This window comes from Brevibacillus reuszeri, assembly GCF_002897295.1.
GTDB lineage: Bacteria > Bacillota > Bacilli > Brevibacillales > Brevibacillaceae > Brevibacillus > Brevibacillus reuszeri_A.
In genome coordinates, this window is record NZ_BEXF01000005.1 from 232,083 (window position 1) to 258,587 (window position 26,505).

The following is a 26,505-nucleotide window of genomic DNA, read 5'->3' on the forward strand; positions in this document are numbered from 1 at the left end:
TCTCTCATATTAGCAAAGAGGGAAATACAGATGCAATGTTGAAAGTGTTTGATATCTGTATAGAAAAGGGGAGAAAGACGATCATGAAGATAGATTTACGCAGCGATACGGTGACCAAGCCTACCGAAGCGATGATAAGGGTGATGGCAGAAGCAGAAGTAGGCGACGATGTTTATCGAGAGGATCCAACCGTCAATCGCTTAGAGAATATAGCTGCAGAGCGTCTTGGCAAAGAGGCCGCCCTTTTCGTTACAAGCGGTACGCAAGGAAACCAGGTAGCTGTTCTCACGCATTGTGTGAATGGGGATGAAGTCATTCTGGAGGCAGACTCTCATCTTTTTTATTATGAAGGGGGAGCTATGTCAGCGCTCGCTGGGGTGCAGACACGAACCATTCCTGGTGTGCGCGGGACAATGCGTGCAAAAGACGTGGAGAAAGCGATTCGCGGCAAAAACATTCACTTCCCGCGAACGAAGCTGATTTGTTTGGAAAATACGCACAATCGCGCTGGCGGTGCTGTAAGTACTGTCGAGCAAATGAAAAGTATTTATGATGTAGCGCAAAAATACCAAATTCCGGTTCATCTGGATGGAGCAAGACTCTTTAATGCCGCTGTCGCACTCGGTGTAGATGTGACAGCGCTATGTAGCTATACAGACACTGTTCAGATTTGTCTGTCAAAAGGCTTGAGTGCTCCTGTTGGCTCTATCATTGCTGGAGACCGTGATTTTATTGAGGAAGCCAGATGGTGGAGGAAAAAACTCGGTGGCGGGCTGCGCCAAGTAGGCTATATTGCAGCTCCGGGTATTCTCGCTTTGACACAGATGACGGAGAGACTCGCTGAGGACCATGAAAGAGCGAGGCAACTTGCAGAAGGCCTTCGTAAGCTGTCACTACAAGTGGAGCCTGTCGAAACGAACATCGTTTTGGTACATACCGAGTCGATTCGCGAGTCGGCTGTCGACTTCCTGAAGCGTCTGGAGGGCAAAGGGGTACTAGCTGTTGACTTTGATGAATATGTGATTCGCTTTACAACACACCGGCATATTACGGAAGAGAACATCACGCGTGTGCTTGAAATCATGGAGGACCTTCTTGAAGCAGTTGCATCCCCTCGATGAGGGGTTTTAAGCGGAAAAGACTTTACATATACAACGATTGAACGTTTGACAAAATGCTGCCCCTGCCTCGCATTTTCATGAGGGAGGGGCTTTTGTGTGCAGTAGCGTGTGTAAATGCGAGCCTTCAAAGAGATACTATAGCTATCCAACCGAGGGGAAAAGAGGGATTAGATGATATCAGCAAAAGATCGCGAGCGAATTCAGAGCCAAATGAAGCGAGATGAGAGCAGAATCGTCAATATCGTATTGAATGATACACAGCAAGTAGCAGGTGAAATTGACAAAGCCACCCACCAAGGTATTTACATGGTGGATGGCCGTTACTATGGGTACGAAGACATAAAAGAAATCAACGGCTTGTATTAGCGCAAGTTACTGTATCTTCCCTTATAGGTAAGTAGGGAAAAAGTGTCGCAGCGCATCGGGTAATTCCTTTTGCCACAGTCCCCAGACGTGATTGCCCGGTTTTTCGGAGTACGACAAAACAACCTGCTTTGTGTGCAAGGCTTCTTTTGCTGTTCGATTCCAGTGAACGAAATCAAAGGTGCCCATGTGAGTTTCCACAGCTGTTTCATCGAGTCCGACAACCATCCACAGATGCAGCCAGTCCAATGTGGAGTGTCGCTCGATTTCATCCAGAGTGGTTTGAAAAAAGGCTCCTGATAATGCCAGTACGTTGGTAAATAACTCGGGGTTGTCCAAAGCAAGATGGAGAGCAACTGTACCGCCAAGAGAATCTCCAGCGAGAACGCGTGAAGCTGGATCGCGCCGGACAGGATAGCGCTCCTCTATAAAAGGGATGAGCTCTTGCGTGAAAAAGCGTTTGTATGCCGCATTTCTTGAGCCGGCAGGAGAGTATTCACTCGTACGTTTGCTTCTGTCAACAGATACCCCCACAATGATAAATGGTTCCATTCCTTCTTCCAAAATGAGTTGGTTTGCAATGGTCGCAATGCGGCCCATGGTGAAGAAGTCATTTCCGTCCTGACAGTAGACAACAGGATAGGAGAGGAGCTCGTTATAACCAGGTGGCAGGTATACTTTGACGGAGCGGGGAGTGTCCAGATGAATACTCGGTACTTCTTCTTTCATGATTGTCCTTTTTACATAATCAGACATCGGTTCCCGCCTCCTGATTTATTAAAAAACAAAACTAACCCTTGAAAAAAACTGATACAGCTTATATAGTAAATGATAACAGAGAGGAAATAAACCCTGTAATATCAATACTATAACACATTGAACAGACGTATGTCTGCAGTATAACAGGGTGGTGCAAGCGGCGCTGTAAGCCCTTTCTTGCACGATATAAATTTTCTTCTTCTAACCGGGTTCCTTCCGACACCTTTCGCGAATGCTGTTCACCCGAGCACCTGCTCAGTTGGACGATTAGCAAAGGCGGCTAAGGAAGCCCCTTATTCCAGTGACGAGGTGAATGTGATGAGCGTAACCACTGCTGTTGAACAAACAGAGAACAACACCCCGCTGCAAATTCTTGCACCGGATGGAACTGTTGTTCGTCCTGACTTGATGCCTAAGCTCTCCGATGATGAATTGCGCGATTTGATGCGTAAAATGGTATTTACCCGTGTTTGGGACCAACGTGCGATCAGCTTGAACCGCCAAGGTCGTTTGGGCTTCTACGCGCCAGTAGCTGGTCAAGAAGCAAGCATGATCGGTTCTGAAGCAGCTTTGTCCAAAGAAGATTTCATCCTGCCTAGCTACCGTGATATTCCACAAATGGTATGGCATGGATTCCCAATGCATAAAGCATTCTTGTACTCCCGTGGCCACATCGAGGGTGGAAAAATCCCTGAAGGTGTTAATGTTCTGATGCCACAAATCATCATTGCAGCACAATGTACACAAGCAACTGGTGTTGCAATGGGTTACAAGCTGCGTGGTGAAAAGCGCGTTGCGATCAACTACTTTGGTGACGGTGCGACCTCCCAAGGTGATTTCTACGAGGGTATGAACTTCGCAGGAGTTTACAAGCTCCCGGTTATCTTCTTCTCTCAAAACAACGGTTATGCGATTTCCTTGCCTTTCGAAAAGCAAACTGCTTCCGAAAACATCGCGATCAAAGCAACTGCAGCAGGTATTGCTAGCGAGCGCATTGATGGTATGGATATTATGGCTGTTTACTACGCTGTTCAAAAAGCAAAAGAACGCGGTGTGAACGGTGAAGGCGCAACCCTGATCGAAGCACTTACTTACCGTTATGGTCCTCATACAATGGCTGGTGACGATCCAACCCGTTACCGTACAGGTGAAGAGCAAAGCGAGTGGGAACTGCGCGATCCGTTGATCCGCTTCCGCAAGTTCCTCGAATCCAAAGGACTTTGGAACGAAAAAGACGAAGAAGCAGTTATTGAAGAAGCAAAAGCAGCTGTAGCAGACGCGATCAAAAAAGCGGATGAAACGCCGAAAATGAAAGTATCTGAGCTGATTGATGTAATGTTTGAGACACTGCCGCCTGCACTCGAAGAGCAAAAGGCAGAATTCCTGGCGAAGGAGTCGAAATAAGCCATGGCACAAATGACAATGGTTCAAGCCATTACGGATGCAATGCGCGTTGAACTCAAACGCGATGAAACCGTACTTGTCTTCGGTGAAGACGTAGGAAAAAACGGCGGTGTATTCCGTGCAACAGAAGGTCTGCAATCTGAGTTTGGCGAGCAACGCGTATTTGACACACCACTCGCTGAGTCTGGAATCGGCGGGTTGGCAGTAGGTCTTTCCGTAAATGGCTTCCGTCCGGTAGCAGAAATTCAGTTCTTTGGATTCGTATTCGAAACGTTCGATGCGATTGCATCCCAAGCTACTCGCATGCGTTACCGTTCCGGCGGCCGGTTCAGCAGCCCTGTTACTTTCCGCTCTCCATTCGGTGGCGGTGTGAAAACGCCTGAGCTGCATGCTGACTCCCTGGAAGGCTTGATGATGCAAACACCAGGTCTGAAAGTTGTTATTCCTTCCAACCCATATGATGCAAAAGGACTTCTGATTGCTGCGATCCGCGATAATGATCCAGTTGTTTTCCTGGAGCATATGAAGCTGTACCGCTCTTTCCGTCAAGAGGTTCCAGAGGGCGAGTACACCATCGAGCTGGGTAAAGCAAACGTAGTGAAAGAGGGTACAGATGCTACCATCATCACCTATGGTGCCATGGTTCATACCAGCCTGAAAGCTGCAGAAGAAATCGAGAAAGCTCGTGGAGCAAAGGTAGAAGTTATCGACCTGCGCACCATCAGCCCACTCGATATCGACACGATCGTTGCATCTGTGAAGAAAACAAACCGCGCAATTGTGGTTCAAGAAGCGCAAAGAACATCTGGTGTCGCTGCAGAAATCATTGCTCAAATCAACGAGCGTGCGATTCTTCACCTGGAAGCGCCAGTACTGCGTATCACAGCGCCAGACACCGTATATCCGTTTGCACAAGCAGAGGATGTTTGGCTGCCAGACGTGAAGCGCGTAATCGATGGTTTGACTCAGGTGCTGGATTTCTAATCAGAATTGGACATAATGGCGGAAAAGTTGAGAGCTTTCCGCCTTCTTTTGGGCAATTAGGAAAAATCAGGTTGAAAATACGGCGAAGTGTGTATAAGGAGGAGATACTGTGAGTCGTTTTACATTCAGACTCCCGGAGCTCGGTGAGGGTATCCATGAAGGCGAAATCGTCAAATGGCACGTAGCGCCAGGGGATTCCGTAGAAGAAGACCAAGTCATTATGGAAGTACAAAATGACAAAGCGGTAGTAGAAGTTCCATCGCCAGTAAAAGGGAAGGTTCTCGAACTGAAAGTTACCGAAGGAACTGTTTCCGTAGTAGGCGATCCTTTGATCGACTTTGATGTGGAAGGCGAAATTCCTAACCTGCCAGATCATGGACATGGCGATTCCCACGCGACAGAAGCGGCTCCTGCACCTGCAGTAGCTGACAAGATGGAACCAGGCTGCGATATTGGCTCCCAAGTGAGTGCAAACGCGAACCAAGCCTTGGAAACGCCAATGGCACAAGCGACTGCAACAGCTGTAGCGGCACCGATTGACCGCAAGCATGTACTCGCTACGCCTTCTGTTCGTAAATATGCACGTGAAAAAGGCGTTCAGCTGGCATCTGTACCAGGTACTGGCAAGTTGGGTCGCATCACACGTGAAGACGTAGATCGTTTTGTATCCGGTGGCGCAGTAGCAGTGTCGGCACCTGCAGCGGCTGCAGGAGCACCAGCAGAAGCAGCGGCTCCGGTAGTAGCGGAAGCATCTGCAACAACTGGTGTAGCGCAAGCGGCAGCAGCACCAACCGTTCACTACACTACACAAGCGGGCGAACTCGAAGAACGAGTTCCACTCAAAGGCATTCGCAAAGCAATCGCTAAAGCAATGGTGAAATCCGCTTACACAGCTCCACATGTAACTATCTTTGATGAAGTGGATGTAACTGCTCTTGTGGCTATGCGTAAAGAAGCTAAACCTCTGGCTGAAGAGCGCGGAGTGAAGCTGACTTACTTGCCAATGATCGTAAAAGCAGTTGTGGCAGGTCTGAAGAAGTTCCCTGAGCTGAACGCTTCCATCGATGATGAAAAACAAGAAATCATCTATAAAAAGTACTACAACATCGGTATCGCAGCTTCGACAGATGAAGGCTTGCTTGTACCAGTAGTAAAAGCAGCTGACAGCAAGTCGATCTTCCAAATCGCTGGTGAAATCAGCGAGCTGGCGAAGAAAGCACGCGACCGCAAAGCTAGCGCGGACGAGCTGAAAGGCTCTACCTTCAGCATTACAAACATCGGTTCTGCTGGCGGTATGTTCTTCACTCCAATCATTAACTATCCAGAGGTAGCTATTCTGGGTGTGGGTCGTATCAGCGAGAAACCAGTTGTGAAAAATGGAGAAATTGTGGTTGGCCAAATGCTGCATCTCTCTTTGAGCTTTGACCACCGTTTGGTTGATGGCGAACCAGCACAGCGTTTCGTCAACTACGTGAAGCAGCTTTTGGAAAACCCAACGCTGCTCGTCATGGAGGGGTAATCAGCTATGGTAGTAGGTGAATTTACTACAGAAGTAGATGTTCTCGTAATCGGTGCAGGTCCTGGTGGCTATGTAGCTGCTATTCGTGCCGCCCAAATGGGAAAAACCGTTGCTGTTGTAGAAAAAGCGGATATCGGCGGCGTATGCTTGAACGTAGGCTGCATCCCATCCAAAGCAATGATCCACGCTGCTCACACATACGAGCACACACAGCATACAGAGTCCATGGGTATCACAATGGAAAATGTAAAAGTGGATTTTGCCAAAGTACAAGAGTGGAAAAGCGGCATCGTGAAGCAATTGACCGGTGGCGTAGGCTCTCTGTTCAAAGGGCACAAAATCCAAGTCATCCCTGGTGAAGCACTGTTCGTTAGCGAAAACGAAGTTCGTGTATTCCACGGCTACGACGTTAACCGCTACCGTTTTGAGCATTGCATCATCGCGACAGGTTCCCGTCCAATTGAATTGCCTGCGTTCCCATTTGGCAAGCGCGTACTGTCCTCGACAGAAGCTCTGTCTTTGACTGAGCTGCCAAAAAGCCTCGTAGTAATCGGTGGCGGCTATATTGGGATCGAGCTGGGTACAGTGTTCGCCAAGTTTGGAACCAAGGTAACGATTTTGGAAGGCTCCGATCAAATCCTGCCTGGCTTTGAGCCTGATATGCCACGTCTGGTTGAGCGCAAGCTGAAAAAGCTGGGCGTTACCATCAATACGAAGGCACTTGCTCAAGGAATGGAAGAAACCGAAAATGGCGTAATCGTAAAAGCGGAGGTAAAAGGAGAGCAGCAGCAAATCGAGGCTGAATATGTACTCGTAACTGTTGGTCGCCGTCCTAATACCGATGAGCTCGGCGTGCGCGATATCGGCATGAACCTGACTGATCGCGGTCTGATTGTCGTTGATAAACAAGGCCGTACGAATATCCCGAACGTGTATGCGATTGGTGATATCGTAGCAGGTCCAGCACTTGCTCACAAAGCTTCCTACGAAGGTAAGGTAGCAGCGGAAGCAATTGCTGGTCACCCGGCAGAAGTTGACTATAAAGCAATTCCGGCGGTTGTCTTCTGCGATCCGGAAATTGCGAGCGTAGGTATCAACGAAAAAGAAGCAAAAGAAAAAGGCATTGACTATGTAGTAGGTCGCTTCCCATTTGCTGCAAATGGCCGCGCACTGTCCGTCAATGCTGGCGAAGGCTATGTGAAGCTGATCGCGGAAAAAGAAACGAATCTCGTATTGGGCGCACAAATCGTTGGTCCTGAAGCATCCAATATCATTGCAGAAATTGGTTTGGCGATCGAAATGGGTGCAACTCTTGAAGACATCGAGCTGACCATTCATGCGCATCCTACTTTGGGTGAGGTAACGATGGAGGCAGCTGAGCTTGCATTGGGTCGTCCGATCCATGTAATGAAGTAAAGGCTTGCAATCGCTCGGAAAAAACCTTGTACCTTTGACGGTGCAAGGTTTTTTTCTTCCACATCTTACCCTTTCCACCTGTTCTTATATAATGTAAAATAGTGGGAGACAAAAGTTGGGTGGGGGCCTGGCAGCATGGAAAATACGAGTAAGATGATTGATGACTTGCGCCAAAAGCTAGAGCGAGCAGCTAAAGATGCTGGTTACAATTTTCTTGACCCAGAAATTGTTCGAATCAGTCAACAATTGGATAAGTTAATCGTTGCACATATGATGCATGAAAAACGCCCTTCATAGGGCGTTTTATATTGGAGCTTTCGATATATAAGAATGGTTAAGACGACGTGATATTCGTCGGTCCTTTATGTAGAAAAACAGTACAGCAGATGTGCGCTTTTTCCTCTTTTGGTTAGGAGGGGCTCATGAGCAAAGTAATGGCTTGGATAGAGAACAAGCTGCTGGACCTCAACGCTTGCCCCCTTGGTCGGACAGAGGAGACGTTGAGCTTCTGTGTCATAGGTGATTTCGGGTGAGATCTTATTTAAAAATGGTAAGCATGCGGATAGATCTTCTAGCATCATGTGAATTTGTTCTGCTTCACGAACAAAAGAGGGGGCAATCGCCTCCCAGTTTGCCTCAAAAAATAGTTGCCAATACGAAGAAATAAATAGACTGAACCGCCCCTTCACATAATCAGCGTCCTCCTCTATATCAAAAACCACGTTGGGAATATCATGATGCTGATTCCACTCATGTAATAAAGGCTGCAAGCTGCGTATGAATTCATCCGTTGGAAGAGTAACGAAATATTCGTACTGATCGTCTACAGACATAACCCCTTTTGTAAAGACGGGATCAAAGGAATCAGGAATTCCAAAGCGGAAAATGGGAAGAAAGTATTCCCAATCGCTATTGAGCCTCGCTTCTTTGAACTGAACACGGATTTCCTGTGTCCAATCGACGAAGCGCGCAGGGGGAGCTGGCTGTGCGAGTGTATGTAGGCTGGCTGCCAACTCAAATAAAGGAGAAACACTGTAGCTAATCGTTTGGGAAAGAGGGCTGTTGCTTGGGAGTGGAATGCTGATCATTATCACTTAACCTCCATCAAGAATACTAAATTTATCATAGTTCATCCTTGTGGGACAATTCAATCTTTTGTTGTAAAAAAAAGGAAATACAAAAACCCGACTCCATTTAAAAGTCGGGTAATCCAATTTTTGATTCGTTAACCTTCTCTTGTTTTAATTGCGCGAGAGTGATTTTTTTGTTTCACTTTTTTAGAGCCAGGCTGAGGCTCGCCTGTTTGTTCAAGAGATTGTGCTTCATTATTGTAGATTTGATGAGGGTTTACATCCCGAATTTGATCTCTTTCCATCGTGATCAGCTCCTTCTGTTGTAGTTTGTTGCAAACGGATGATGACGAATCATAGGAATTGCTGGTATTCTATAGGGAAGCATGTCCGCGATTAGAAGGAATTGATGTGTTGTCAAAAGACGCAAATGGCACGATACTGTTTATATAACATAACTTTTATTATGTAAACAAAAAAGAGCTCTAGTGGAAGATCCATCTGAAAGGAGCGATACTATGCCACTGTTGATTGCACCTGTGTTCAATTCTACTACTCCTCATCCAGTTCAGATTGAACTTCCTAACTCCTATCATTTGGTTTCTGGTGTTCAAAAGCCTTATGAAATTGCATCTAAATTTTTGCGCCACGAGATGGATGAAAACAAGCGATTGTTTGATAAGCGTGTAGATCAGACGAGCTTGTTTCTTATAGCTGATCATCCTGATATGAGGGTGACCGATGATCGAGTTTGGATTGAGGAGATTGAGAACAAGCTTAATATATCCACCTTTAAGGGTACTTGTTCCATTCCTTATGTCATCACTGCCAATGGCAATCAGTTTGGAATTACGTATTTAAAGCGTTCCCTGGATGGCACCAAATATATGTTTGATGATTCTGCCCAAAATGTATTTCTTTCCCTGATTGAGCGCAAGCTTCCGGGACTGGCTTTTCGCCGCTACTCCCTCTCGTTGGAGAAGAAAAGCTATGAGGATCAATTGCTCGATCTATGGATCGGCCTAGAGTCACTCTTTGTTCCGGACGGGAAAAAAGGGGAAATCACATACAAACTGCGGGTTCGGATGGCATATTATTTCGGGGAGACCTTCGATCAGCGAGAAAAAATTGCACAGTTTATTAAAAAATCGTACAATCATCGCTCGGAGATTGTGCATAGTGGTAAAGTGTTTGGGGATTCACTTGCGGATGAAGTGAATATCCTTCGACTAATGGCTCGTGCCACTATTTTAAACGCTGCCATGGAGGGAATCAGCCTTCCGGATTTGCGTGTACGACTGGACCAGTTAATTATGACTGGGGAGAATTACAGTGATCATTTTTCTCCAGCATTTTTTGAAAGAATTATTTTGTAACCCCCGTAGAGGAAACAGATCAGGAGGAAGAACATGAGTGTTTTGATTGTGGAAAATTTGTCCCATGGATTTGGGGACCGTATTTTGTTTAAAGATGTATCATTCCGCTTGCAGCCAGGTGATCGCGTAGGTCTTGTCGGAGCAAATGGTACAGGAAAATCCACAATGATGGGGATTCTGACCGGACAAAACATGGCAGATAATGGACGCGTCGAGTGGATGCCAAAGATTCAGTATGGCTACCTCGATCAGCATACAAAGCTGCAAGCAGGCAAGACCATTCGTGACGTACTCAAGGACGCTTTTCTGCCGCTTTTGGAGCAGGAGCAAGAGCTGATGGTCATTGGTGAAAAAATGGCTGAAGCATCCCCAGAGGAGCTAGAAGAGCTGTTGGAGCGCATGGGGGAGATTCAGGACAAGCTGGAGACAAGCGGCTTTTACCTGATTGATGCCAAGGTGGATGAGATTGCAAACGCACTAGGTCTGAGTGCAATTGGCTTGGAGCGCGACGTTGCATCCCTGTCCGGTGGTCAGCGCACCAAAGTTTTACTTGCCAAGCTTCTCTTAGAGCAACCGACTGTTCTTTTGCTGGATGAGCCGACAAACTACCTGGACGAAGAGCATATCGTTTGGCTGAAAAATTACCTGAAGGATTATCCTTACTCCTTCATGCTGATTTCTCATGACACGTCCTTTATGAATGAGGTCGTAAACGTTATTTATCATCTTGAATTTACAAAACTAAACCGCTATACAGGGAACTATGAATCATTCCTCGCGCAGTCGGAAACCAAGCGTAGTCAGCATTTTGACGCATTTGAAAAGCAGCAGGAAGAGATTGCACGTATGGAAGATTTTATTGCCCGAAACAAGGCGCGTGCCTCAACCACAGGACGAGCGAAGAGCCGTCAAAAGCAATTGGAGAAAATCGAGCGTATCGACAAGCCAGAAACAGCAGCAAAGCCGACCTTTATTTTTAAGGAATCACGGGCAAGCAGTCGTTTTGTCGTCGAAGCAGATGATTTGGAGATCGGCTATTCCCATGCTTTGCTGCCAAAGCTGAGTGTTAAGCTGGAGCGCGGCGAAAAAGTAGCGATTGTCGGAATGAACGGGGTAGGAAAATCGACCTTGCTCAAAACCTTGCTCGGCGTTATCCCACCGCTAGGCGGAAAGCTGGACCGTGGAGATTTCCTGCATCCTGCTTACTTCGAACAGGAAGTAAAGGCAAAGCCAATCACGGCCTTGGACGAAGTATGGAACGAGTTTCCTGCGATGAATAACCATGAGGTTCGTGGAGCATTGGCTCGCTGTGGTTTAAAGAATGAGCATATTAACCGCAACATGAACGCACTCTCCGGGGGCGAGCAGGCAAAAGTACGCCTTTGTAAGCTGCTGCAACGAGAAAGCAACTGGCTTGTTTTTGACGAGCCGACGAACCACTTGGATGTGGTCGCCAAGGAAGAGCTGAAGCGTGCACTGAAGGAATTTAAAGGGACTGTCCTGTTAGTATGCCACGAACCGGAGTTCTATGAGGATTGGGTAACACAAACATGGGACGTAGAAAAATGGAGTCTGGAGCAAGCGAAGACCCCAATTAAATTGTAAGACAACGAAAAACAGGCACCCCACGATTTAGTGGAACTGCCTGTTTTTTCGTTTTGCGCTACAGGATGGCATTGCGCATGCGGATCATGGAAACGTGTAGACTGCTCGGAAGAAGAGCATCACGCAGAAGGGATAGCGACGGCGTCATGCGCAATTCAATATCCTCCTGACTGAGCCTGGCAAGCAAATCGCCAACCGGCTGTACAGCGATAGGCTCGACTGGATCATGCGAGAGGTAGTACCCAGCTCCGTGATCCAAACAGTAAAACGAGTCTGGGGGAAAGGAGTACTGATACAGGATTGCATCTCGTACCCGTGTATACCAGCGGTTCTCAATGGTAATGACCATTCTGGCAGTACCTAGGCCCAAAAAACGGTTGATGTCTTCTTCCGTAGATTCTGGCTTTTTGTAAAAAATAATTCGCGGACAATCTCTCGGCAAAAAATACATAGGTGCTTGCTGTTTATCAATCGCCCAGACCGCGGGAGAAAGTCCTGGATGAGACGGATGAGCGCGTGGTACAAACCGTGTAATGGTTGGATCTTCACTATAGTGGAATAATACTTCTATCGTAAACACATCCCGTCAAAATATTGTATTGATTATATGACCGCCCACGCGTTTGGCAAATAGCGCCCGCGATAGTAAGGACAAGAGGTTTTCGTAATCGCTTCACCATTGTGCAGCATCATGGAGCTGGACCCTCCGTCCATAGCCATGGCTGTAACGACTCCACGCTCTTCCAGAAGCTCAGCTAAATCGTTCATGCTTGCCCCGATAGAATGACTTGGCTGCCGTCCGTCTATCACGACAAATACGATCGTGCCATCTGCTTTTTGACCAATGGCTGTGCGCGGCTGAATTCCCCAGCTCTTGGCAGGTTTATCTACAAACAAATTTTTGCCGTTAACAATCAGCTGCGGGCGAAAGCTCATCGCATCGCGAACTCCCATTTTAACCAGTTGTTCAGCAGTGTAGCTACCCGTAATCAGTTTACCTTCGTACGTAATACCCAGAGCCGTCTCTCCACTTTTTGGGTTGTAGCCTTGCAAAATTTTTCCGTCATGAATGACAACGCCGTACGCCTTGGCTCCTCTTCCATAGCCATCTGGATCAGCAAAGCCACTGGCATTTACAATACCGATCGCATTCGATTTCTTGACGAACTCATCTAGCAGATCGCCGCGATCCTTTCGGTTGGTGAGCAATAGCTGGACCCGTTTGGGATCGCTAATATTCATGATCTTCCCTTTAAAATAATAGCTTCCCTTGGAGACATTGATTTCTTCGATTTCTACAAGCTCCTTTGGCTTTTCAGGTACCGTTACAGTGTTAGGCTTGCTTTCTGGCTCTTTGGTCTCTGTCGGTGTCTCGGAGTTGATCACTTCCGGATTACGGATTTGCTCCTTGAGGGCATTCAATTTTTCCTCTGGCAAGAAAGTATAAGGAGCCCAATAGTCGTGTTGGGTCGTGAGCAAGGTTCCAGCTGCCCATTCTCGTAATTCTTCTCCTGTTTTTGTACCGAAAAAAAAGATGATTCCCACAAGCGTGATGGTTGTGAATGAGAGGGCAGAAGCAAGCATGAGCCGTTTCAGCCAACGCATCGGGCGCTTTCTTTTTGACCGTTTCTGAGATTGTGTACGTGACAAGGTTTGCATAAAAACATTCACATCCATCTACGAAATGAAAAATTGTAATTATCCTATATGAAAGGACGAAGAACTGGGTAAAAAGTTTCAGGAAAATAATAAATGAGTACCGAGGTAAAAATAGTGGCAGGAGGTGAGCAGAATGCGTGAGTATGATGCTGCGTTTCAAAAAGAGGTAGAGGAGTACATGGAAAGCCCAAAAGGAACTCGAAATCAAACAACGAGCCGGGATCGCCAAGACCAGGGCGAAAAACAAGAGACACGTATGGATTCGAATAACGGGTAAAAACATCAGGCGAAGTCCCGCAGTGGGAGTTCGCCTTTTTCGTTACCGTTTTATACCAGTGATAACGGTTATCGACTGGCAGGCGTGCTCCCTCTGTTTTCTATACAGAAAATATGGTAAGCTTACCAGATGCACGATTTTCAAGCCAGGAGGGTTCTTGTGAGCACCACGTTTGCTGAATTACACATTAGCGCATCGCTACTCGATGTTTTGCGTGAACGAAAAATGGACAACCCAACGCCTGTTCAAGCGGATGCCATTCCCTTGATTCTCGAAGGCAGGGACGCATTGGTTGAATCTCCGACAGGAACAGGTAAGACGTTTGCCTATTTGCTGCCGTTACTAACTAAAATCGATATGGAAAAGAAGGATGTACAAGCAATTGTACTGGCTCCTACGCACGAATTGGTCGTTCAGATTGCCAGAGAAGCAGAAAGCCTGCTGCCGGCTTACGATACCGCTGTAGTCCCGCTCATTGGGGGAGCTGACGTGAAGCGGCAGGTGGAGAGACTGAAAAAGAAGCCGGTGCTAGTCGTAGCGACTCCTGGAAGACTGCTGGAGTTGATTGAACAACGCAAATTAAAAGTGCACGAGGTTAAAACAGTCGTCGTGGATGAAGCGGACCGGATGCTGGATGCGGGTTTCGGCAAGCCAGTTCAAGAGGTCATGAAAAAAACATTGCGAGATACACAGCGCTTGCTTTTCTCTGCGACTATTCCAGAGGACGTCATAAAAGCAGCCGGTGTTTTTACAAAGGAAGCAGCGGTTATCCGCTCTGCTGCACCAGAAGGAGCTGCGGGCGTCGCCCATATGTATCTGGTAACAGATCCTCGCAAAAAGGTCGATACGCTACGTCGTCTGTTACGACTGGTGAATGTGCGCTCTTCCATCGTATTTGTCAATCAAATCGAAAAAGTGGACGAGATCGTTTCCAAGCTCAACTATCACCATTTGCCGTGCAGACTGCTGCATCGTGACGCAACTAAGGAAGAGCGAGCACGTACCCTGCAACAGTTCCGTGAAGGTGTTTTTCCTGTGTTGATTACGACGGATGTTTCGGCGCGCGGTATTGATATTCCGGGTGTGGAGTGTATTGTGCATTATGACCCGGCTTCGGATGCGGATACGTATGTACATCGCAGCGGACGCACGGGCAGAATGGGACGTGCTGGACTTGTTTTCTCCATCATTAACCCACAGGAACGATTTATCATTCAAAAGTTCGCCAAGCAAACGGGCTTGGTGATAGCTGAAAAGTTTATGTCTCATGGAGCTTTAGAGGATCCTAAGCCCGTAAGAAATCCGGGGAAGGCTGGAAAGTCACAAGCCCCAAAAGCAGCTTCTGCGAAGTCTGCTGCACCGAAGTCTTCTTCCGCTCCGAAAGCGAAGTCTGCTTCCCCATCAAAACGTGTACATAAGAAAGGCGGCTTTGGAACAAAGTAGGACAAGAGGCACATTACTCTTGTCTGCGGGAGGTTTCCATGCGCAAAGATCGCTTGTATGAAGAGGATTTACTGGTGAATGGCACGGTCGGTGGTGAGGTTTTATCCAAGCATGAACGGCAGGTGCTTCGCAGGGAAGCAGGCGAGCTGAAGGAAAAGATCGAAGAGGCGAAGCAAGAACCAATCGCCGAGTAACGGGATATCCCACATGAAAAAAAGAGCAGTGCTAACGTAATGAGGTCTCATTGCGCATGCTCTGCTCTTTCTTCATGATTCGGGTTGTCGTACATGTATAACAATGCATCCAGCTCGAGCAGCCACTCGTGTACGTTTTCATATGGTTGATCCAGCTGTAGCAAGCGGCGTATCATCTGATGGAGGGCTGGTGATAGCGAGAGCTCTTCCTCCCAGCTGCGTTCAGGCTCGTTCTCATTTGCCGTATATCCGGAATAGAGCATGAATAAAAAGAAGTGTCCCAATGCGTACAGATCGCTGGAAGGAGCAACTTCCCGTTTTAGCTGCTTTTCTAGCGGGTAGGCGTCCAGGTCATCAGTGGCATAGGTCGGTTTATCTCCAACGAATCGAGCGAGCCCAAAATCAATCAGGTACGGTGTATTGTTTTGCCATATGACATTTGGAATCCGAACATCCCGGTGAATGAGTCCATAAGTGTGGAGATAAGCGACCAATTCACCAATTTGCCGCATCAATCTCATACAGATTCGCTCATCTACAACGATATGATGATCAAAAAGCAATTCTTCCAGGGTGGGTCCCTCAAAATAGGTCATCACCAAAAAGGAGTCTTTTTTATAGCGGAAAGAATCAAGCCACTTGGGAACCTGTGGATGGGAGAGTGTGGATAAGACCTGCTGCTCATACGCCTGCATGGCTTCTCCTTTTGCAGTCCCGCGCAGGCTCGGTTTTACTTGTTTTAGCACAACATGATTTCCTGTAGGGACGTGGGTGGCGAGGTAGGCAATCCCGTAACTCCCAATTCCAAGAACATTCACAATCTCATAATCGCCAATCTGTGATCCAGGACGATAGGGTCTATCGCGGATGGTATCGTCCCACCACGTTATCAATTGAGTCCACATATCCGCTTCCCTCCTGTATTCATCTTACCATGAAACATAAAAATGACTGACCGTTTTTATTTGAATTTGCTATAATCAGTTCGTTACATGTAGACAGGAGCGGAAGTGAAAATGAACTTTACGATTGACTGGCTATCCTTTTACTTGATTGAGCAGCCTGAGGAAGAGGATGGGATCAAAAAAGTACGCATGACTCGAAATTTAAGCCATGATGAATATCAAAGAAGTGAGCTCCGTGATTTTCTGGATGGGGAGTTCGCCCGGATCGCCAAGCGCAAGGTCGAAATGAACCCCAAAACGGAAGGAACGCCAACGAAATTGGGGCAATTTGTTTTGGAGCCCGGTCACCCGTTAGACTCGAATCCAAACTATGCTTTGTTGAATCGCCTTCTGACCGCTGAGACGGCAGGAGAGAGCAAGGAGCCTTGTCAGGAGCTGATCCAATCGTATTTGCGTACGTCACAGGTACGGGGTGGCGTGATGATTGTCGTTCGCACGAGACTGGAGCTTTTAGATGAACGGTATGTGTTTATTTTAAAATGTGATTTCGAACAAAAAACGGCTGTCATTACAGATGAGAAAAGTCTGATCTCCAATGTGCAGATGGCTATCAATGCGAAAAATATGAAGTCCCTTATGTACCCGTATATGATTGAGTCTGGAATGAATGACCCGTATCATGTAAAAATTCATCAGTTTTCCCACGCGAAGTATTTTGAAGAGTTTTTACGTTTTATCGATTACCCACAAACGGTGACACAGATTGTTTCGGAAGAAGTCATTTCGCTTGCTAGGCAGCACATTGAATACAACTATCCAGAAGAAACCGAGGAAAGACAAAGGGAAGAGGAAGCAATCGAACTGATCGCAGCGAGCCCAAAACGCGAATTGGCGGAAAAATGGGAGCATGAAACGGTCATGGAAGCAATGCATATCATTACAGACCGTCAACCAGAGGTAGAGCTTAAATTCAAGCTGGATCATATGCAAATACGGACGATGCTGGCTGATTATGGGACAAGCCTTCACATTGCCAAAGTAAACGGACGCTATCTCATTTTGCTGGAAGGTGAGCAGCTCCAATTCGAGCGAGGAGTGTCTCCTGTCGAATTCGTGAAACCAAAAGCGCTGGCAGATATCGTGAAAGAGATTGAAGCACGAAGTCATACGGTACAACAACCAGTGATGGCTACAGCTCAAGGAGATGATGAGGATCGGCCGCCGTGGGAGTAAAGCAGGAGGTGTAATCAAGGGTGAGTGAAAAAGAAACGAAGCAAGCTAGCAAACCGAGTCGACAAGAAGTATCCCTCGTTGGAGGAGAGCAGCAGGTTTTTCCAGTGCTGCGCCATGCCTCATTGGTGAAAAAAAATCCGGATCGTTGGGTAACTAGACCACATACAGCTGATACGGTTATTTTATACGCATTGGATTTGGGCGAAGGATATATCCTGCTTGAACACATTCATCTTACGTCTGCTGCCTGGACAGAAGAAAAGCTGCATCAGTGCGCCATGGACAATCTGCAAAAGCTGCCTTTTTCGGTGAAGACGCAAGAGGTAGCAGGCAATCACATTCATTTTATTAGTCCATCAGATGGTTATGCCGCAAGTCGGATTTTGCTTGATTCCGTCATTCGCAAATTTGACGAGAAGAAGCAAGGTGATGCACTCGGTGTGGCCATTCCGCATCAAGACGTGTTGGTGATTGCCGATATGGTCGGTGATTCCGGAGCAAATCTGTTGGCGCGATTGACCTATGACTTCGCCTCCAAAGGACAAGTACCAATCTGTGTCCTGCCCTTTTATTGGGAGGATGGGGAGCTGACGCCGTTTATCGTTGTGTCTCACGGTACAGAAACGGCTGTACAGAAAAAGCCGCCGACTGCTTGAATCGATCTATTTTGGAAGCACGAAGACTGCCAATTGCTATAGGCAGTCTTTTTTGATAAGATCCAGTTTATGGGATAAGTCATTTTTATTACCGGAAGCGTGAGGAGCGAAAACATGCGCAATTTTATGATCGGACAATATGGTTCTTTCGATGTCCAAAAGTATGAACGGGACTATCGACACTCATTTTACGGGATAGAAGCATGTTTGTTCGAGAAAGAGTCAGATATTTTGAAATTAAAAAACGAATCTCGTCTCAACAGCTTTCAGATCGGAGTTCACTTTCCTATGCGTGCAGGTGGTTCCAAGCTGCGAGACGCACTCTTTTTAGCTCAGGATGAGCTCGTTAGACAAGACGCTTATGACTACATTCAGAGGGAATTGGACTATTTAGCAGCAATCAAGCCTGCCTACATTTTATTTCATTACCCGAAGCCTGTTATTGTCGATGATCGCGTCAATTGGGAAAAATGGCGATTTTGCGATGCGGCCGAACATGTATTTGAGAGCCGCTATTCCTTTGCCGAGTTTACCGAAAAAAGTGAGCACTTGTTTGCCTGGCTTTCAGAAAAAGGCAAGGAATACGGCTTTACTCCGGTTCTCGAATTTGATGCCTTGAATTCGTACATATACGACACGGATTTTTTGGAAGGATTACTTAAGAAATATCCACGAATCAGGCTTTGCTTGGATACAGGACGTCTTTTTTTCCAAGAAAAGATTGATCCTTTTTTTCAAGCAGAGAAAGTCATTAAGAAATTTGCTGCTTATGCAAATAGCGTCCATCTCTGGAACATGAAGTATACCGACAAGGTCGAATACAATCATTATCCAGTATTACCCGAATGTTCCGTGGAGGATGGCTGGGCACCGATCGAAGCTTACTTGACATGGATGCTTCAGGAGAATCCACGCATCAAGATCATGTTTGAGCACCGTTCAGAGATGGTGAGTGAGGAGCAGCTGCAGCGATGCTATGAATGGGTAGATAAAATCGTAGGCAAAGCCCAATGACCCTATAATTTCAGGGGTTTTGGGCTTTTTTCATTTGGGCGCAATGTTTAATAGAATTTCTCTATTGGTGGATAGAAAATCTTTGTGCTTTTCTTTATTGACGATGAAGGTAGTCGATGATACAGTTAGGTACAATTCCGGGTTAATCACTCAGAATAATGAGTTTTGGTTATGATCATGATGGAGGTGAAAGTACCGTGGCTCAAACAGAGGCTTTACGAATTCGGGATGCAGTTGATTCGGACCGCGAAGCGATTCAAGCGGTTTCCTTAGGAGCCTACGTGCAATATGCCGAGGTGCTGCCCAAGGACAGGTGGGAAGCCTACCGGGATTCAATCCTTGATTCTGTATATGGTGAAGAGCCAGCAGCTCGTATCGTGGCTGAATGGAATCAAGAAATTGTTGGGAGTGTGCTCTTGTTCATTACCTCCGAAAAAGCTTATGATCGTCCACAACTAGGGATCAAGGGTCCGATCATCCGGTTGCTGTCAGTTTCACCCCATGCAAGGGGTAAGGGAATAGCGACTGCGCTGATCAAAGAGTGCGTACGCCGTGCGCAGCAGATGGGTGCTGAATACCTTCACTTGCACACATCCGATATGATGGCAGCCGCCGTAAAGCTTTACGAGCATCTCGGCTTCGAAAGGGCAGTGGACAAAGATATGATGAACGGCACCACACTAGTGAAGGGCTATCGAATAAACCTGCAAACGACCAACCTGCTGGAATCAGCAAATACGAGTAGGTAGTAGCTTTGTTTTACGCCAAACATATATGGAATAAGTCTATAGCAGTCGACCGGATCACCGGAGACGTTCAAGTTTCTTAATCGAGGGAAGGAATGATTGAGGGAAATTGAAGGTCTTTTTTTAATCCCCTAAACAATAGGGTAGGTTGTAGTGTGCCATGATGAAATAAAGCCGACTAAAAAGATGTAAATAATTAGATAAAATTAGGAGTGTTCGATTGTATGAAAAAAACTGGTGCTATTTCATCGCTTTTACTCGCTGTAGCCATTTTTGCTGTTGGCTGCGGATCGACAGAGAGTGCCAATCAGACGAGTACATCTAAGCCGCCAGAAGCTGGAGCTGTGGGAGTGAAGAAAATCATTGTTGGAACCGGCACCAAGTTTCCGAATGTTTGCTTTATCGACGAGAACGGAAAACTGACTGGCTATGACGTCGAGCTGGTAAGAGAAATTGACCAGCGTCTCCCGGACTATGAGTTTGAATTTCAGACGATGGAATTTGCCAATTTACTGCTCAGCCTGGAGACGAAGAAAATTGATTTTATCGCACATGAGATGGAGAAAAATCCGGAGCGTGAGCAAAAGTATTTGTTTAACAAAGAGCCGTATGTCATTTGGAAGACAAGGGTAGTCGTACCAAAGGAAAACGAAACGATCCAATCACTCGACGATTTAAAAGGTAAGAGGGCTTATACCACCGCAACGTCTGCTGCAGCGCAAATTTTAGAAAACTACAACAAAGAAAATAACAATGCCATCAATATTGTTTACTCCAATGGCAGTGCCAACGATGCTGTTAACCAACTGACCCAAGGGCGTGCGGACGCGACACTTGGCTCAGACTTTTCTCTTCCGCTTATTGATCCACAAGGAAAGCTAAAGACAGTTGGTGAGCCGCTGGTATCCTCTAACGTTCTGTTCATGTTTCGCAAAGACGAGCAGGAGGCGCAAGTGTTGTCAGACAAGATCGATGAAGTCATTAAACAGCTCAAGGACGATGGAACCTTAACCAAGCTGAGCAACCATTGGCTTGGCGGTGACTATACGCAATAAACAGAGTTTAACGAGAGGTGAGATCACGTAAATGGGCAAGGAATTCGAGATCACCTATGTATTTACGCTCTTTATCAAGCTTCTATCCGCGCTTGGCACTACTATGTTCATTGTCGTAGCTTCCATCCTGCTAGGAGTTATCGTCGGGTTTCTCATAGCCCTACCGAGGCTGTACAACATACCCGTGCTGCGTCATTGTTCACAAGTTTTCGTGTCATTCTTTCGAGGAACACCGGTATTAATCCAGCTTTTCCTCATTTATTATGGATTGCCTGAAGTATTGAAGCTGCTCTCCCTGGATGTATCGAGGGCACCAGTATTGATGTTTGTCATCTTCACGTACGCACTGCACAGCGGGGCATTCATCTCCGAAGCGATACGGGCAGCAGTTACCGCGGTTGACCGGGGGCAGGTGGAAGCGGCTTATGCTGTCGGCATGAACGGTTACCAGGCTTTTTCTCGCATTGTTTTACCTCAGGCGCTGGCTGTTTCTATTCCTGTCCTAGCCAATATTGTTATCGCCAATCTCAAGGATACATCGCTCGCCTTTTCGCTGGGGGTCATCGAATTGACAGGGAAGGCGCAAACGCTTGTAACAGCTACACAGCATTTTATTGAGACGTATATCGCCCTAGCTGGAATATATCTGTTGATCAGTATCGGTCTTGAAAAAATGTTTAACAAAATGGAACGTCGTCTACTCTCCCATGAACGGAGTGTTGTTCAAAAGGCAGAGGAGAGAGCTAGCAATAGCTTACTTTCATCCTATAAAGGATTCGTGACCAGGCTGAAGCTCGGAAAAGGGGGGAGTGGGGTATGAAGCTGGATGTATCCTTTTTGCTAGACGTATTTCCACTTTTACTATCAGCGCTCCCAACGACACTGGTGATAACGGCTGTTTCTGTAAGTGTAGGCTTTGTGATTGGGATCGTGATTGCTTCGATACGCATCTATCGAGTTCCCTTCCTTTACCCCATTGCCGTTTCCTATGTGACGTTTATCCGGGGTACGCCCATGCTAACCCATTTGTTTCTTATCTATTTTGGTCTCCCTCTACTCGTTGATGGTCTTGCTTCGTTTGTCGGTTTGAGCTTTCGTGCTGCTTCTATTCCTTTAATCTGGTTCGCTTTCATTTCGTTCTCCATTACGGCGGGGGCATACATGTCCGAGGTTGTGCGCTCGGGGCTTTTAGCAGTCAACCGAGGACAGACGGAAGCAGCCTATGCGATTGGGATGACTACTTGGCAGGCATTGAGACGGATTGTGTTTCCACAAGCATTTGCGACCAGCTTACCGAATTTGTCAAATTCTGTGATAGGCATGCTGCACGGCTCAACACTTGCTTTTACCGTTTCCGTTGTCGATATCAACGCGAAAGCACAAATCGTGGCCACAACCAATTGGAAATTTTTCGAAGCTTATATCGCTGCAGCTATCATTTTCTGGGGGTTAACGATCGCGATTGAGCGAATAACAGGACTCATCGAGAAGCGGATCAATCTGTATAACAGAGGAGGTGTCGCATGATCAAATTAACCGGAATTACAAAAAGCTTTGGACGCAATCAAGTCTTAAAAGGGATTGATTTGCATGTCAACAAAGGCGAGGTGGTAGTCATCCTCGGTCCGAGTGGCTCTGGCAAGACAACTTTGCTGCGATGCATCAACTACTTGGAGAGACCAAGCGACGGTCAGATTGTCATTGGCGACAGCATTGTTGATTGCAAGCGTGCTGGAAAGCAAGACATTCTACAGCTACGGCGAAAGAGCGCGATGGTATTTCAGCAATATAACTTGTTTAAGCATAAAACCGCATTGGAAAACGTGATGGAAGGCCTAGTGATCGTGCAAAAGCGACCAAAGGAAGAAGCACGAGAAAGGAGTGTAAGCGTGCTTGAGAAGGTGGGGCTTGGCAGCAAGCTCGATGCGTATCCCAGTGAATTATCTGGCGGTCAGCAGCAGCGAGTCGGGATTGCAAGAGCACTTGCTTTGGAGCCAGAGGTAATTCTATTCGACGAACCGACGTCGGCACTAGATCCTGAGCTGGTCGGCGAGGTTTTGGAAGTCATCCGTAAGATCGCCAAGGAAGGAATCACGATGATCGTCGTGACTCATGAAATGGGTTTTGCGCGTGACGTAGCCAATCACGTTGTGTTTATGGACGGTGGGGTCATCGTCGAAGAAGGTACCCCACTGGAAATATTCAGCTCGCCAAAGGAAGAGCGTACCAAACAGTTCTTGAAGCGGATTACACCAGAGTGGAGCTATACGATTTAACTTGCCTACTAAAGTGAGGAGCGTGAACGAGATGGGAATCAAGCTGAGCATTTTGGACCAAACCCCTATTTTTGCAGGAGAGACGCCAACCCAGGCATTTCACCATACAATCGAGCTGGCACAATTGGCAGAACGCCTAGGCTATCATCGTTTTTGGGTTTCCGAACACCATGATTCGGATCGAGTAGCAGGCAGCTCTCCAGAAGTATTAATTTCCTATTTGCTTGCCCATACGAATCAAATCCGGATCGGCTCCGGTGGAGTGATGCTCCAGCATTACAGCCCTTATAAAGTCGCGGAAAATTTTAATGTGCTAGCCGCACTTGCGCCGGGCCGTGTCGATCTTGGTATTGGTCGTGCCCCAGGCGGTTTGCCGCGCTCTACGCGTGCGCTTCAGCAAGGAATTACGGAGCCAGCAACGTTATCTGAAAAGCTAGTGGAGCTAGAGCAGTTCGTACACAATCAAGTAGGTGAAGAACATCCGCATGCAGGGATCGTAGCGGCACCTGTTGTGGATACACCTGCTGACATTTATGTTCTAGGGACGAGTGTTTCCAGTGCAGAAATCGCAGCCGAGTCTGGTTTACCATATGTGTTCGCCTTGTTCATTAATAGCGATGAACAGGTTGCCCGGGAGGCATTTACCGCATATTCGCGCAAATTTAAAACGAAAAATGGACGTGAGCCTCAGCCGATTTTGGCGTTATCTGTCATTGTCGCAGACTCGGATGAAGAGGCAGAATCGCTGGCAGAAGGCTATGAGCTTGTAAAAATCAAGCTAGCGAGCGGCAAGACGCTGACAGTGGGAACAAAAGAGCAAGCCGATGAATTTGCTCGGCAATCGAACGAGGAATATACAATCGAAACGCAGCAAGCCCAAATAACGCGAGGCACAAAAGAGTCAGTGAGAGCCAAACTGCGGGAGTTGCAGGAAAAATTTGCAGTCGACGAGCTGATCGTCGTTTCGACCAATATACAAAACTTTGAACAGAGAAAGCGTTCCTACGTTTTACTGAAGGAAGCTTTCACCGAGCTGGAAGGGAGAGAAGTGGAGTGGGAGCAAACCATCACGGGGTGATCGTAAATTTCCCAAACATCGAACAGCGATTAGTGGACATTCGCAGGCACCTGCACCAATATCCAGAGCTCTCCAACGAGGAGTACGAGACAACTGCTTTCATTCGAGAGCAGCTAGAGCAGGCGGGTATTCGGGTTTCATCGGACTATGCCTTGCCAACGGGCTTAATTGCCGAGGTGGGTGAACCGTATTATGCAGAGGGTCCTATCATCGCCCTGCGAGCCGACATCGACGCTTTGCCGATTCATGAGCAGACAGGGCTTCCCTACGCATCCAAGATTCCTGGGAGAATGCATGCTTGCGGACATGATTTTCATACAGCTGCAATACTTGGTGCAGCGTTTTTGTTAAAAGAACGGGAGCATGAGCTAAAAGGAACCGTCCGTTTTGTTTTCCAGCCTGCCGAGGAAAAAGCTGTAGGAGCGATTAAGGTGCTGCAAGCCGGTGCCTTAGAGGGAGTGCGAGCGATTTACGGATTTCATAACAAGCCCGAGCTGCCAACAGGTACGATCGGGATCAAAGCAGGAGCTCTCATGGCAGCAGCAGATGGCTTTGTCATTGAGCTGGAAGGTGTCGCTTCTCACGCTGCGGTACCTGATGCGAGTATAGATCCGATTGTAACCGCAGCTCACCTGGTTACGGCACTCCAATCAATCGTTAGTCGTAACATTAACCCTTTGGAGAGTGCTGTCATTAGTGTGACGAAAATAAACAGTGGGACTTCATGGAACGTCATACCCGGAAAAGCCGTTCTGGATGGAACACTTCGGACCTTTGACGAAGAAGTTCGGAGCAGGATCATAGAACGCTTCGAAGAGATCGTAAATGGCGTTGCGGCTGCCTTCAGAACAAAAGCAACCTTGCGATGGATACAAGGCCCGCCACCTGTTACGAACGATGGCGATTTGGCGGTAGCGGCAGAGAAGACAGCCAAGCGACTTGGCCTTACCGTGATAGAACCAAAGCCGTCACCAGCAGGAGAGGATTTTGCCTTTTATCAAAAGAAAGTGCCTGGGTTCTTTGCTTTTTTAGGGACTTCTGGTGCAAAAGAGTGGCATCATCCGGCATTTGATGTCGATGAGCGGGCGTTGCCGCTGAGTGCCTCCTTTTTTGCCGAGCTGGCAGCTTCAGAGCTAGACCGGTTTGCAGCATCACAGGAGTAAGGAGAGGGCTGAGCGTGAAAAAATGAGCCGAATATATGATGTTATTGTAGTTGGCGCGGGTTCGATGGGCATAAGCGCAGGGTATCAGCTCGCAAAAAGGGGCATATGCACACTTCTGATTGACTCGTTTGATCCACCTCACCAGCAGGGGAGCCATCACGGGGATACACGCCTGATTCGCCATGCATACAGCGGTGGTTCTACCTATATTACACTCGCTCTACAGGCCGATCAGTTGTGGCGGGAGCTGGAGGAGTTGTCACAAACACAGCTACTTGTTCGCTCTGGCGTCATTAATTTGGCAGACAACGTGCGCCAGTCCTTTCGTGACCGGATAAAGGATGCTACCCGACTGGGAGTAAAAGTCGAGCGGTTAGAAGCAGCTGAAATCACGAATCGATGGCCGGGCTTTCACTTGCCTGAATCGTTTGAAGGCATGTATGAGCCTGATGCTGGGTTCCTGTTAAGTGAAAAGTGCATCGCGGCTTACCGATCGCTAGCCCTCGCCGAAGGGGCCGAAATTTTAGTGCATACGCCAGTCGAGGAGATTGTTGTTCAGGACGCTGGCGTTTGCGTGAAAACGCATAGCGGACACTATTTTGCCAGTCAAGTGATTATTAGTGCAGGAGCATGGCTTCACACACTGGAGCCGTTTGTAGCTTTGCCGGTGAGGGCTGTTCGCAAAACGGTAGGCTGGTTTCGTGCGGAGCCGCGATTGTTTGATCAGGCTGTTTTTCCGGGCTTTACTCTTGCTACCGAGCATGGCGGCTATTACGGATTCCCAAGTATTCAAGGCACGGGGCTAAAAATCGGCAGACATGATGGGGGAGAGACGTGGCGACCAGGGGAAAAGCTTGAGCCATTTGGTGCACTTGCGGAGGATGAAATAGACCTGCGAAATACACTCGAAGAATACATGCCCCATGCAGCCGGTGGCCTTTTGAATGGAGGCGCCTGCAAATACGAGCTGACTCCTGATGAGAATTTTATTATCGACAGACATCCGAATTACACGAATGTACTTGTGGCAGGTGGCTTTTCGGGGCATGGTTTTAAATTTTCTAGTGCAGTTGGTGTGATTTTAGCTGATTTAATAGAAAATCGTAAGCCTGCTGTGGAGCTCGAGCCATTTTCGATTTCGCGTTTTGATGCTATTACCACGTAAACCAAACGAACTTAGCGGTAGCAA

The 26,505-nt window shown here is 47.3% G+C and carries 29 protein-coding genes; 23 read left to right on the forward strand and 6 right to left on the reverse strand.

Going from position 1 to position 26,505, the window contains the following annotated elements; translation table 11 throughout:
- Window positions 1-83 precede the first annotated feature (83 nt).
- The gene (ltaE, locus tag C3B52_RS10770; protein ID WP_103106193.1) at window positions 84-1,121 is read left to right on the forward strand and encodes a low-specificity L-threonine aldolase; all 1,038 of its coding nucleotides are present in this window, start codon (window positions 84-86) and stop codon (window positions 1,119-1,121) included.
- A 171-nt stretch (window positions 1,122-1,292) separates the two neighbouring features.
- Complete coding sequence (locus C3B52_RS10775) at window positions 1,293-1,487, forward strand: hypothetical protein (RefSeq protein WP_103106081.1); 195 nt, start codon at window positions 1,293-1,295, stop codon at window positions 1,485-1,487.
- Window positions 1,488-1,508: 21 nt separating this feature from the next.
- Here the strand turns inward: C3B52_RS10775 and C3B52_RS10780 are convergent, their stop codons facing one another.
- Window positions 1,509-2,240, reverse strand: a complete 732-nt coding sequence (locus C3B52_RS10780; RefSeq protein WP_103106082.1) for an alpha/beta hydrolase — start codon at window positions 2,238-2,240, stop codon at window positions 1,509-1,511.
- A gap of 321 nt (window positions 2,241-2,561) precedes the next feature.
- On the opposite strand from C3B52_RS10780, the gene pdhA reads away from it, so the two are divergent.
- The 5 genes from pdhA (at window position 2,562) to C3B52_RS10805 (ending at window position 7,863) form a co-directional block, all read left to right on the forward strand.
- On the forward strand, window positions 2,562-3,647 hold the full coding sequence (pdhA, locus tag C3B52_RS10785) for a pyruvate dehydrogenase (acetyl-transferring) E1 component subunit alpha (protein ID WP_103106083.1): 1,086 nt from the start codon (window positions 2,562-2,564) through the stop codon (window positions 3,645-3,647).
- A gap of 3 nt (window positions 3,648-3,650) precedes the next feature.
- Window positions 3,651-4,631 carry an alpha-ketoacid dehydrogenase subunit beta gene (locus C3B52_RS10790; protein ID WP_103106084.1) on the forward strand — a complete coding sequence of 327 codons (981 nt, stop codon included), beginning with the start codon at window positions 3,651-3,653 and terminating at the stop codon, window positions 4,629-4,631.
- Window positions 4,632-4,740: 109 nt separating this feature from the next.
- Window positions 4,741-6,150 carry a dihydrolipoamide acetyltransferase family protein gene (locus tag C3B52_RS10795; RefSeq protein ID WP_103106085.1) on the forward strand — a complete coding sequence of 470 codons (1,410 nt, stop codon included), beginning with the start codon at window positions 4,741-4,743 and terminating at the stop codon, window positions 6,148-6,150.
- Between the two features lie 6 nt (window positions 6,151-6,156).
- Window positions 6,157-7,566 carry a dihydrolipoyl dehydrogenase gene (gene lpdA / locus C3B52_RS10800; RefSeq protein ID WP_103106086.1) on the forward strand — a complete coding sequence of 470 codons (1,410 nt, stop codon included), beginning with the start codon at window positions 6,157-6,159 and terminating at the stop codon, window positions 7,564-7,566.
- 135 nt (window positions 7,567-7,701) lie between these two features.
- A complete protein-coding gene (locus tag C3B52_RS10805; protein ID WP_103106087.1) occupies window positions 7,702-7,863 on the forward strand; it encodes an aspartyl-phosphate phosphatase Spo0E family protein in 162 nt (53 codons plus the stop codon).
- Between the two features lie 65 nt (window positions 7,864-7,928).
- On the opposite strand, the gene C3B52_RS10810 is transcribed toward C3B52_RS10805, so the two are convergent.
- Both C3B52_RS10810 and C3B52_RS10815 read right to left on the reverse strand, forming a co-directional pair.
- The gene (locus C3B52_RS10810; RefSeq protein WP_103106088.1) at window positions 7,929-8,654 is read right to left on the reverse strand and encodes a hypothetical protein; all 726 of its coding nucleotides are present in this window, start codon (window positions 8,652-8,654) and stop codon (window positions 7,929-7,931) included.
- A gap of 137 nt (window positions 8,655-8,791) precedes the next feature.
- Window positions 8,792-8,941 carry a small acid-soluble spore protein P gene (locus tag C3B52_RS10815; RefSeq protein ID WP_103106089.1) on the reverse strand — a complete coding sequence of 50 codons (150 nt, stop codon included), beginning with the start codon at window positions 8,939-8,941 and terminating at the stop codon, window positions 8,792-8,794.
- A gap of 213 nt (window positions 8,942-9,154) precedes the next feature.
- Between C3B52_RS10815 and C3B52_RS10820 the strand changes: the two genes are divergently transcribed.
- Window positions 9,155-10,012, forward strand: coding sequence for a HEPN domain-containing protein (locus tag C3B52_RS10820; RefSeq protein WP_103106090.1), 858 nt, complete (start codon window positions 9,155-9,157; stop codon window positions 10,010-10,012).
- A gap of 33 nt (window positions 10,013-10,045) precedes the next feature.
- The gene (locus C3B52_RS10825) at window positions 10,046-11,617 is read left to right on the forward strand and encodes an ABC-F family ATP-binding cassette domain-containing protein (RefSeq protein ID WP_103106091.1); all 1,572 of its coding nucleotides are present in this window, start codon (window positions 10,046-10,048) and stop codon (window positions 11,615-11,617) included.
- Window positions 11,618-11,675: 58 nt separating this feature from the next.
- Here C3B52_RS10825 and C3B52_RS10830 read toward each other — a convergent pair whose 3' ends face one another.
- Together C3B52_RS10830 and C3B52_RS10835 are read right to left on the reverse strand one after the other, a co-directional pair.
- Complete coding sequence (locus C3B52_RS10830; protein WP_235615663.1) at window positions 11,676-12,197, reverse strand: DUF6886 family protein; 522 nt, start codon at window positions 12,195-12,197, stop codon at window positions 11,676-11,678.
- A 23-nt stretch (window positions 12,198-12,220) separates the two neighbouring features.
- Window positions 12,221-13,276, reverse strand: coding sequence for a phosphodiester glycosidase family protein (locus tag C3B52_RS10835; RefSeq protein ID WP_103106092.1), 1,056 nt, complete (start codon window positions 13,274-13,276; stop codon window positions 12,221-12,223).
- A gap of 133 nt (window positions 13,277-13,409) precedes the next feature.
- Here C3B52_RS10835 and C3B52_RS36385 point away from each other — a divergent pair, with 133 nt between their 5' ends.
- The 3 genes from C3B52_RS36385 (at window position 13,410) to C3B52_RS36390 (ending at window position 15,190) form a co-directional block, all read left to right on the forward strand.
- Window positions 13,410-13,553, forward strand: a complete 144-nt coding sequence (locus tag C3B52_RS36385; RefSeq protein WP_162839533.1) for a hypothetical protein — start codon at window positions 13,410-13,412, stop codon at window positions 13,551-13,553.
- A 159-nt stretch (window positions 13,554-13,712) separates the two neighbouring features.
- A complete protein-coding gene (locus tag C3B52_RS10840; protein WP_103106093.1) occupies window positions 13,713-14,996 on the forward strand; it encodes a DEAD/DEAH box helicase in 1,284 nt (427 codons plus the stop codon).
- A gap of 38 nt (window positions 14,997-15,034) precedes the next feature.
- Window positions 15,035-15,190, forward strand: a complete 156-nt coding sequence (locus tag C3B52_RS36390; protein WP_164684745.1) for a hypothetical protein — start codon at window positions 15,035-15,037, stop codon at window positions 15,188-15,190.
- Between the two features lie 47 nt (window positions 15,191-15,237).
- Here C3B52_RS36390 and C3B52_RS10845 read toward each other — a convergent pair whose 3' ends face one another.
- The gene (locus tag C3B52_RS10845; RefSeq protein WP_103106094.1) at window positions 15,238-16,095 is read right to left on the reverse strand and encodes a serine/threonine protein kinase; all 858 of its coding nucleotides are present in this window, start codon (window positions 16,093-16,095) and stop codon (window positions 15,238-15,240) included.
- A 111-nt stretch (window positions 16,096-16,206) separates the two neighbouring features.
- Between C3B52_RS10845 and C3B52_RS10850 the strand changes: the two genes are divergently transcribed.
- From C3B52_RS10850 to solA, 11 genes are all read left to right on the forward strand, one after another.
- The gene (locus C3B52_RS10850) at window positions 16,207-17,328 is read left to right on the forward strand and encodes a DUF3900 domain-containing protein (RefSeq protein WP_103106095.1); all 1,122 of its coding nucleotides are present in this window, start codon (window positions 16,207-16,209) and stop codon (window positions 17,326-17,328) included.
- A gap of 20 nt (window positions 17,329-17,348) precedes the next feature.
- Window positions 17,349-17,984 carry a DUF1444 family protein gene (locus C3B52_RS10855; protein WP_103106096.1) on the forward strand — a complete coding sequence of 212 codons (636 nt, stop codon included), beginning with the start codon at window positions 17,349-17,351 and terminating at the stop codon, window positions 17,982-17,984.
- A gap of 114 nt (window positions 17,985-18,098) precedes the next feature.
- The gene (locus C3B52_RS10860; protein WP_103106097.1) at window positions 18,099-18,998 is read left to right on the forward strand and encodes a hypothetical protein; all 900 of its coding nucleotides are present in this window, start codon (window positions 18,099-18,101) and stop codon (window positions 18,996-18,998) included.
- 197 nt (window positions 18,999-19,195) lie between these two features.
- A complete protein-coding gene (locus C3B52_RS10865; RefSeq protein WP_103106098.1) occupies window positions 19,196-19,747 on the forward strand; it encodes a GNAT family N-acetyltransferase in 552 nt (183 codons plus the stop codon).
- 221 nt (window positions 19,748-19,968) lie between these two features.
- A complete protein-coding gene (locus C3B52_RS10870) occupies window positions 19,969-20,799 on the forward strand; it encodes a transporter substrate-binding domain-containing protein (RefSeq protein ID WP_103106099.1) in 831 nt (276 codons plus the stop codon).
- A 31-nt stretch (window positions 20,800-20,830) separates the two neighbouring features.
- Window positions 20,831-21,619: an amino acid ABC transporter permease gene (locus tag C3B52_RS10875; RefSeq protein WP_103106100.1), complete on the forward strand. Its 789-nt coding sequence runs from the start codon at window positions 20,831-20,833 to the stop codon at window positions 21,617-21,619.
- The gene (locus tag C3B52_RS10880; protein ID WP_103106101.1) at window positions 21,616-22,326 is read left to right on the forward strand and encodes an amino acid ABC transporter permease; all 711 of its coding nucleotides are present in this window, start codon (window positions 21,616-21,618) and stop codon (window positions 22,324-22,326) included. Before C3B52_RS10875 ends, C3B52_RS10880 begins: the two co-directional genes overlap by 4 nt.
- Window positions 22,323-23,075, forward strand: a complete 753-nt coding sequence (locus C3B52_RS10885; protein ID WP_103106102.1) for an amino acid ABC transporter ATP-binding protein — start codon at window positions 22,323-22,325, stop codon at window positions 23,073-23,075. The genes C3B52_RS10880 and C3B52_RS10885 overlap by 4 nt, the downstream gene beginning before the upstream one ends.
- Before the next feature lie 31 nt (window positions 23,076-23,106).
- A complete protein-coding gene (locus C3B52_RS10890) occupies window positions 23,107-24,153 on the forward strand; it encodes an LLM class flavin-dependent oxidoreductase (RefSeq protein WP_103106103.1) in 1,047 nt (348 codons plus the stop codon).
- Complete coding sequence (locus C3B52_RS10895; protein WP_103106195.1) at window positions 24,150-25,316, forward strand: amidohydrolase; 1,167 nt, start codon at window positions 24,150-24,152, stop codon at window positions 25,314-25,316. Before C3B52_RS10890 ends, C3B52_RS10895 begins: the two co-directional genes overlap by 4 nt.
- Before the next feature lie 22 nt (window positions 25,317-25,338).
- Window positions 25,339-26,481: an N-methyl-L-tryptophan oxidase gene (gene solA, locus C3B52_RS10900; RefSeq protein ID WP_103106104.1), complete on the forward strand. Its 1,143-nt coding sequence runs from the start codon at window positions 25,339-25,341 to the stop codon at window positions 26,479-26,481.
- Window positions 26,482-26,505: the final 24 nt, after the last annotated feature.

What these genes read in the sequence shown, in the direction of transcription:
- C3B52_RS10820 (WP_103106090.1), top strand. Translation starts at nt 9,155, where the DNA reads ATGCCACTGTTGATTGCACCTGTGTTCAATTCTACTACTCCTCATCCA.
- C3B52_RS10890 (WP_103106103.1), top strand. Translation starts at nt 23,107, where the DNA reads ATGGGAATCAAGCTGAGCATTTTGGACCAAACCCCTATTTTTGCAGGA.
- C3B52_RS10845 (WP_103106094.1), bottom strand. Translation starts at nt 16,095, where the DNA reads ATGTGGACTCAATTGATAACGTGGTGGGACGATACCATCCGCGATAGA.
- solA (WP_103106104.1), top strand. Translation starts at nt 25,339, where the DNA reads ATGAGCCGAATATATGATGTTATTGTAGTTGGCGCGGGTTCGATGGGC.
- C3B52_RS36390 (WP_164684745.1), top strand. Translation starts at nt 15,035, where the DNA reads ATGCGCAAAGATCGCTTGTATGAAGAGGATTTACTGGTGAATGGCACG.
- C3B52_RS10885 (WP_103106102.1), top strand. Translation starts at nt 22,323, where the DNA reads ATGATCAAATTAACCGGAATTACAAAAAGCTTTGGACGCAATCAAGTC.
- C3B52_RS10810 (WP_103106088.1), bottom strand. Translation starts at nt 8,654, where the DNA reads ATGATCAGCATTCCACTCCCAAGCAACAGCCCTCTTTCCCAAACGATT.
- C3B52_RS10790 (WP_103106084.1), top strand. Translation starts at nt 3,651, where the DNA reads ATGGCACAAATGACAATGGTTCAAGCCATTACGGATGCAATGCGCGTT.
- C3B52_RS10870 (WP_103106099.1), top strand. Translation starts at nt 19,969, where the DNA reads ATGAAAAAAACTGGTGCTATTTCATCGCTTTTACTCGCTGTAGCCATT.
- C3B52_RS10780 (WP_103106082.1), bottom strand. Translation starts at nt 2,240, where the DNA reads ATGTCTGATTATGTAAAAAGGACAATCATGAAAGAAGAAGTACCGAGT.
- pdhA (WP_103106083.1), top strand. Translation starts at nt 2,562, where the DNA reads ATGAGCGTAACCACTGCTGTTGAACAAACAGAGAACAACACCCCGCTG.
- C3B52_RS10875 (WP_103106100.1), top strand. Translation starts at nt 20,831, where the DNA reads ATGGGCAAGGAATTCGAGATCACCTATGTATTTACGCTCTTTATCAAG.
- ltaE (WP_103106193.1), top strand. Translation starts at nt 84, where the DNA reads ATGAAGATAGATTTACGCAGCGATACGGTGACCAAGCCTACCGAAGCG.
- C3B52_RS10860 (WP_103106097.1), top strand. Translation starts at nt 18,099, where the DNA reads ATGCGCAATTTTATGATCGGACAATATGGTTCTTTCGATGTCCAAAAG.
- C3B52_RS10880 (WP_103106101.1), top strand. Translation starts at nt 21,616, where the DNA reads ATGAAGCTGGATGTATCCTTTTTGCTAGACGTATTTCCACTTTTACTA.
- C3B52_RS10850 (WP_103106095.1), top strand. Translation starts at nt 16,207, where the DNA reads ATGAACTTTACGATTGACTGGCTATCCTTTTACTTGATTGAGCAGCCT.
- C3B52_RS36385 (WP_162839533.1), top strand. Translation starts at nt 13,410, where the DNA reads ATGCGTGAGTATGATGCTGCGTTTCAAAAAGAGGTAGAGGAGTACATG.
- C3B52_RS10805 (WP_103106087.1), top strand. Translation starts at nt 7,702, where the DNA reads ATGGAAAATACGAGTAAGATGATTGATGACTTGCGCCAAAAGCTAGAG.
- C3B52_RS10835 (WP_103106092.1), bottom strand. Translation starts at nt 13,276, where the DNA reads ATGCAAACCTTGTCACGTACACAATCTCAGAAACGGTCAAAAAGAAAG.
- C3B52_RS10815 (WP_103106089.1), bottom strand. Translation starts at nt 8,941, where the DNA reads ATGGAAAGAGATCAAATTCGGGATGTAAACCCTCATCAAATCTACAAT.
- C3B52_RS10775 (WP_103106081.1), top strand. Translation starts at nt 1,293, where the DNA reads ATGATATCAGCAAAAGATCGCGAGCGAATTCAGAGCCAAATGAAGCGA.
- lpdA (WP_103106086.1), top strand. Translation starts at nt 6,157, where the DNA reads ATGGTAGTAGGTGAATTTACTACAGAAGTAGATGTTCTCGTAATCGGT.
- C3B52_RS10825 (WP_103106091.1), top strand. Translation starts at nt 10,046, where the DNA reads ATGAGTGTTTTGATTGTGGAAAATTTGTCCCATGGATTTGGGGACCGT.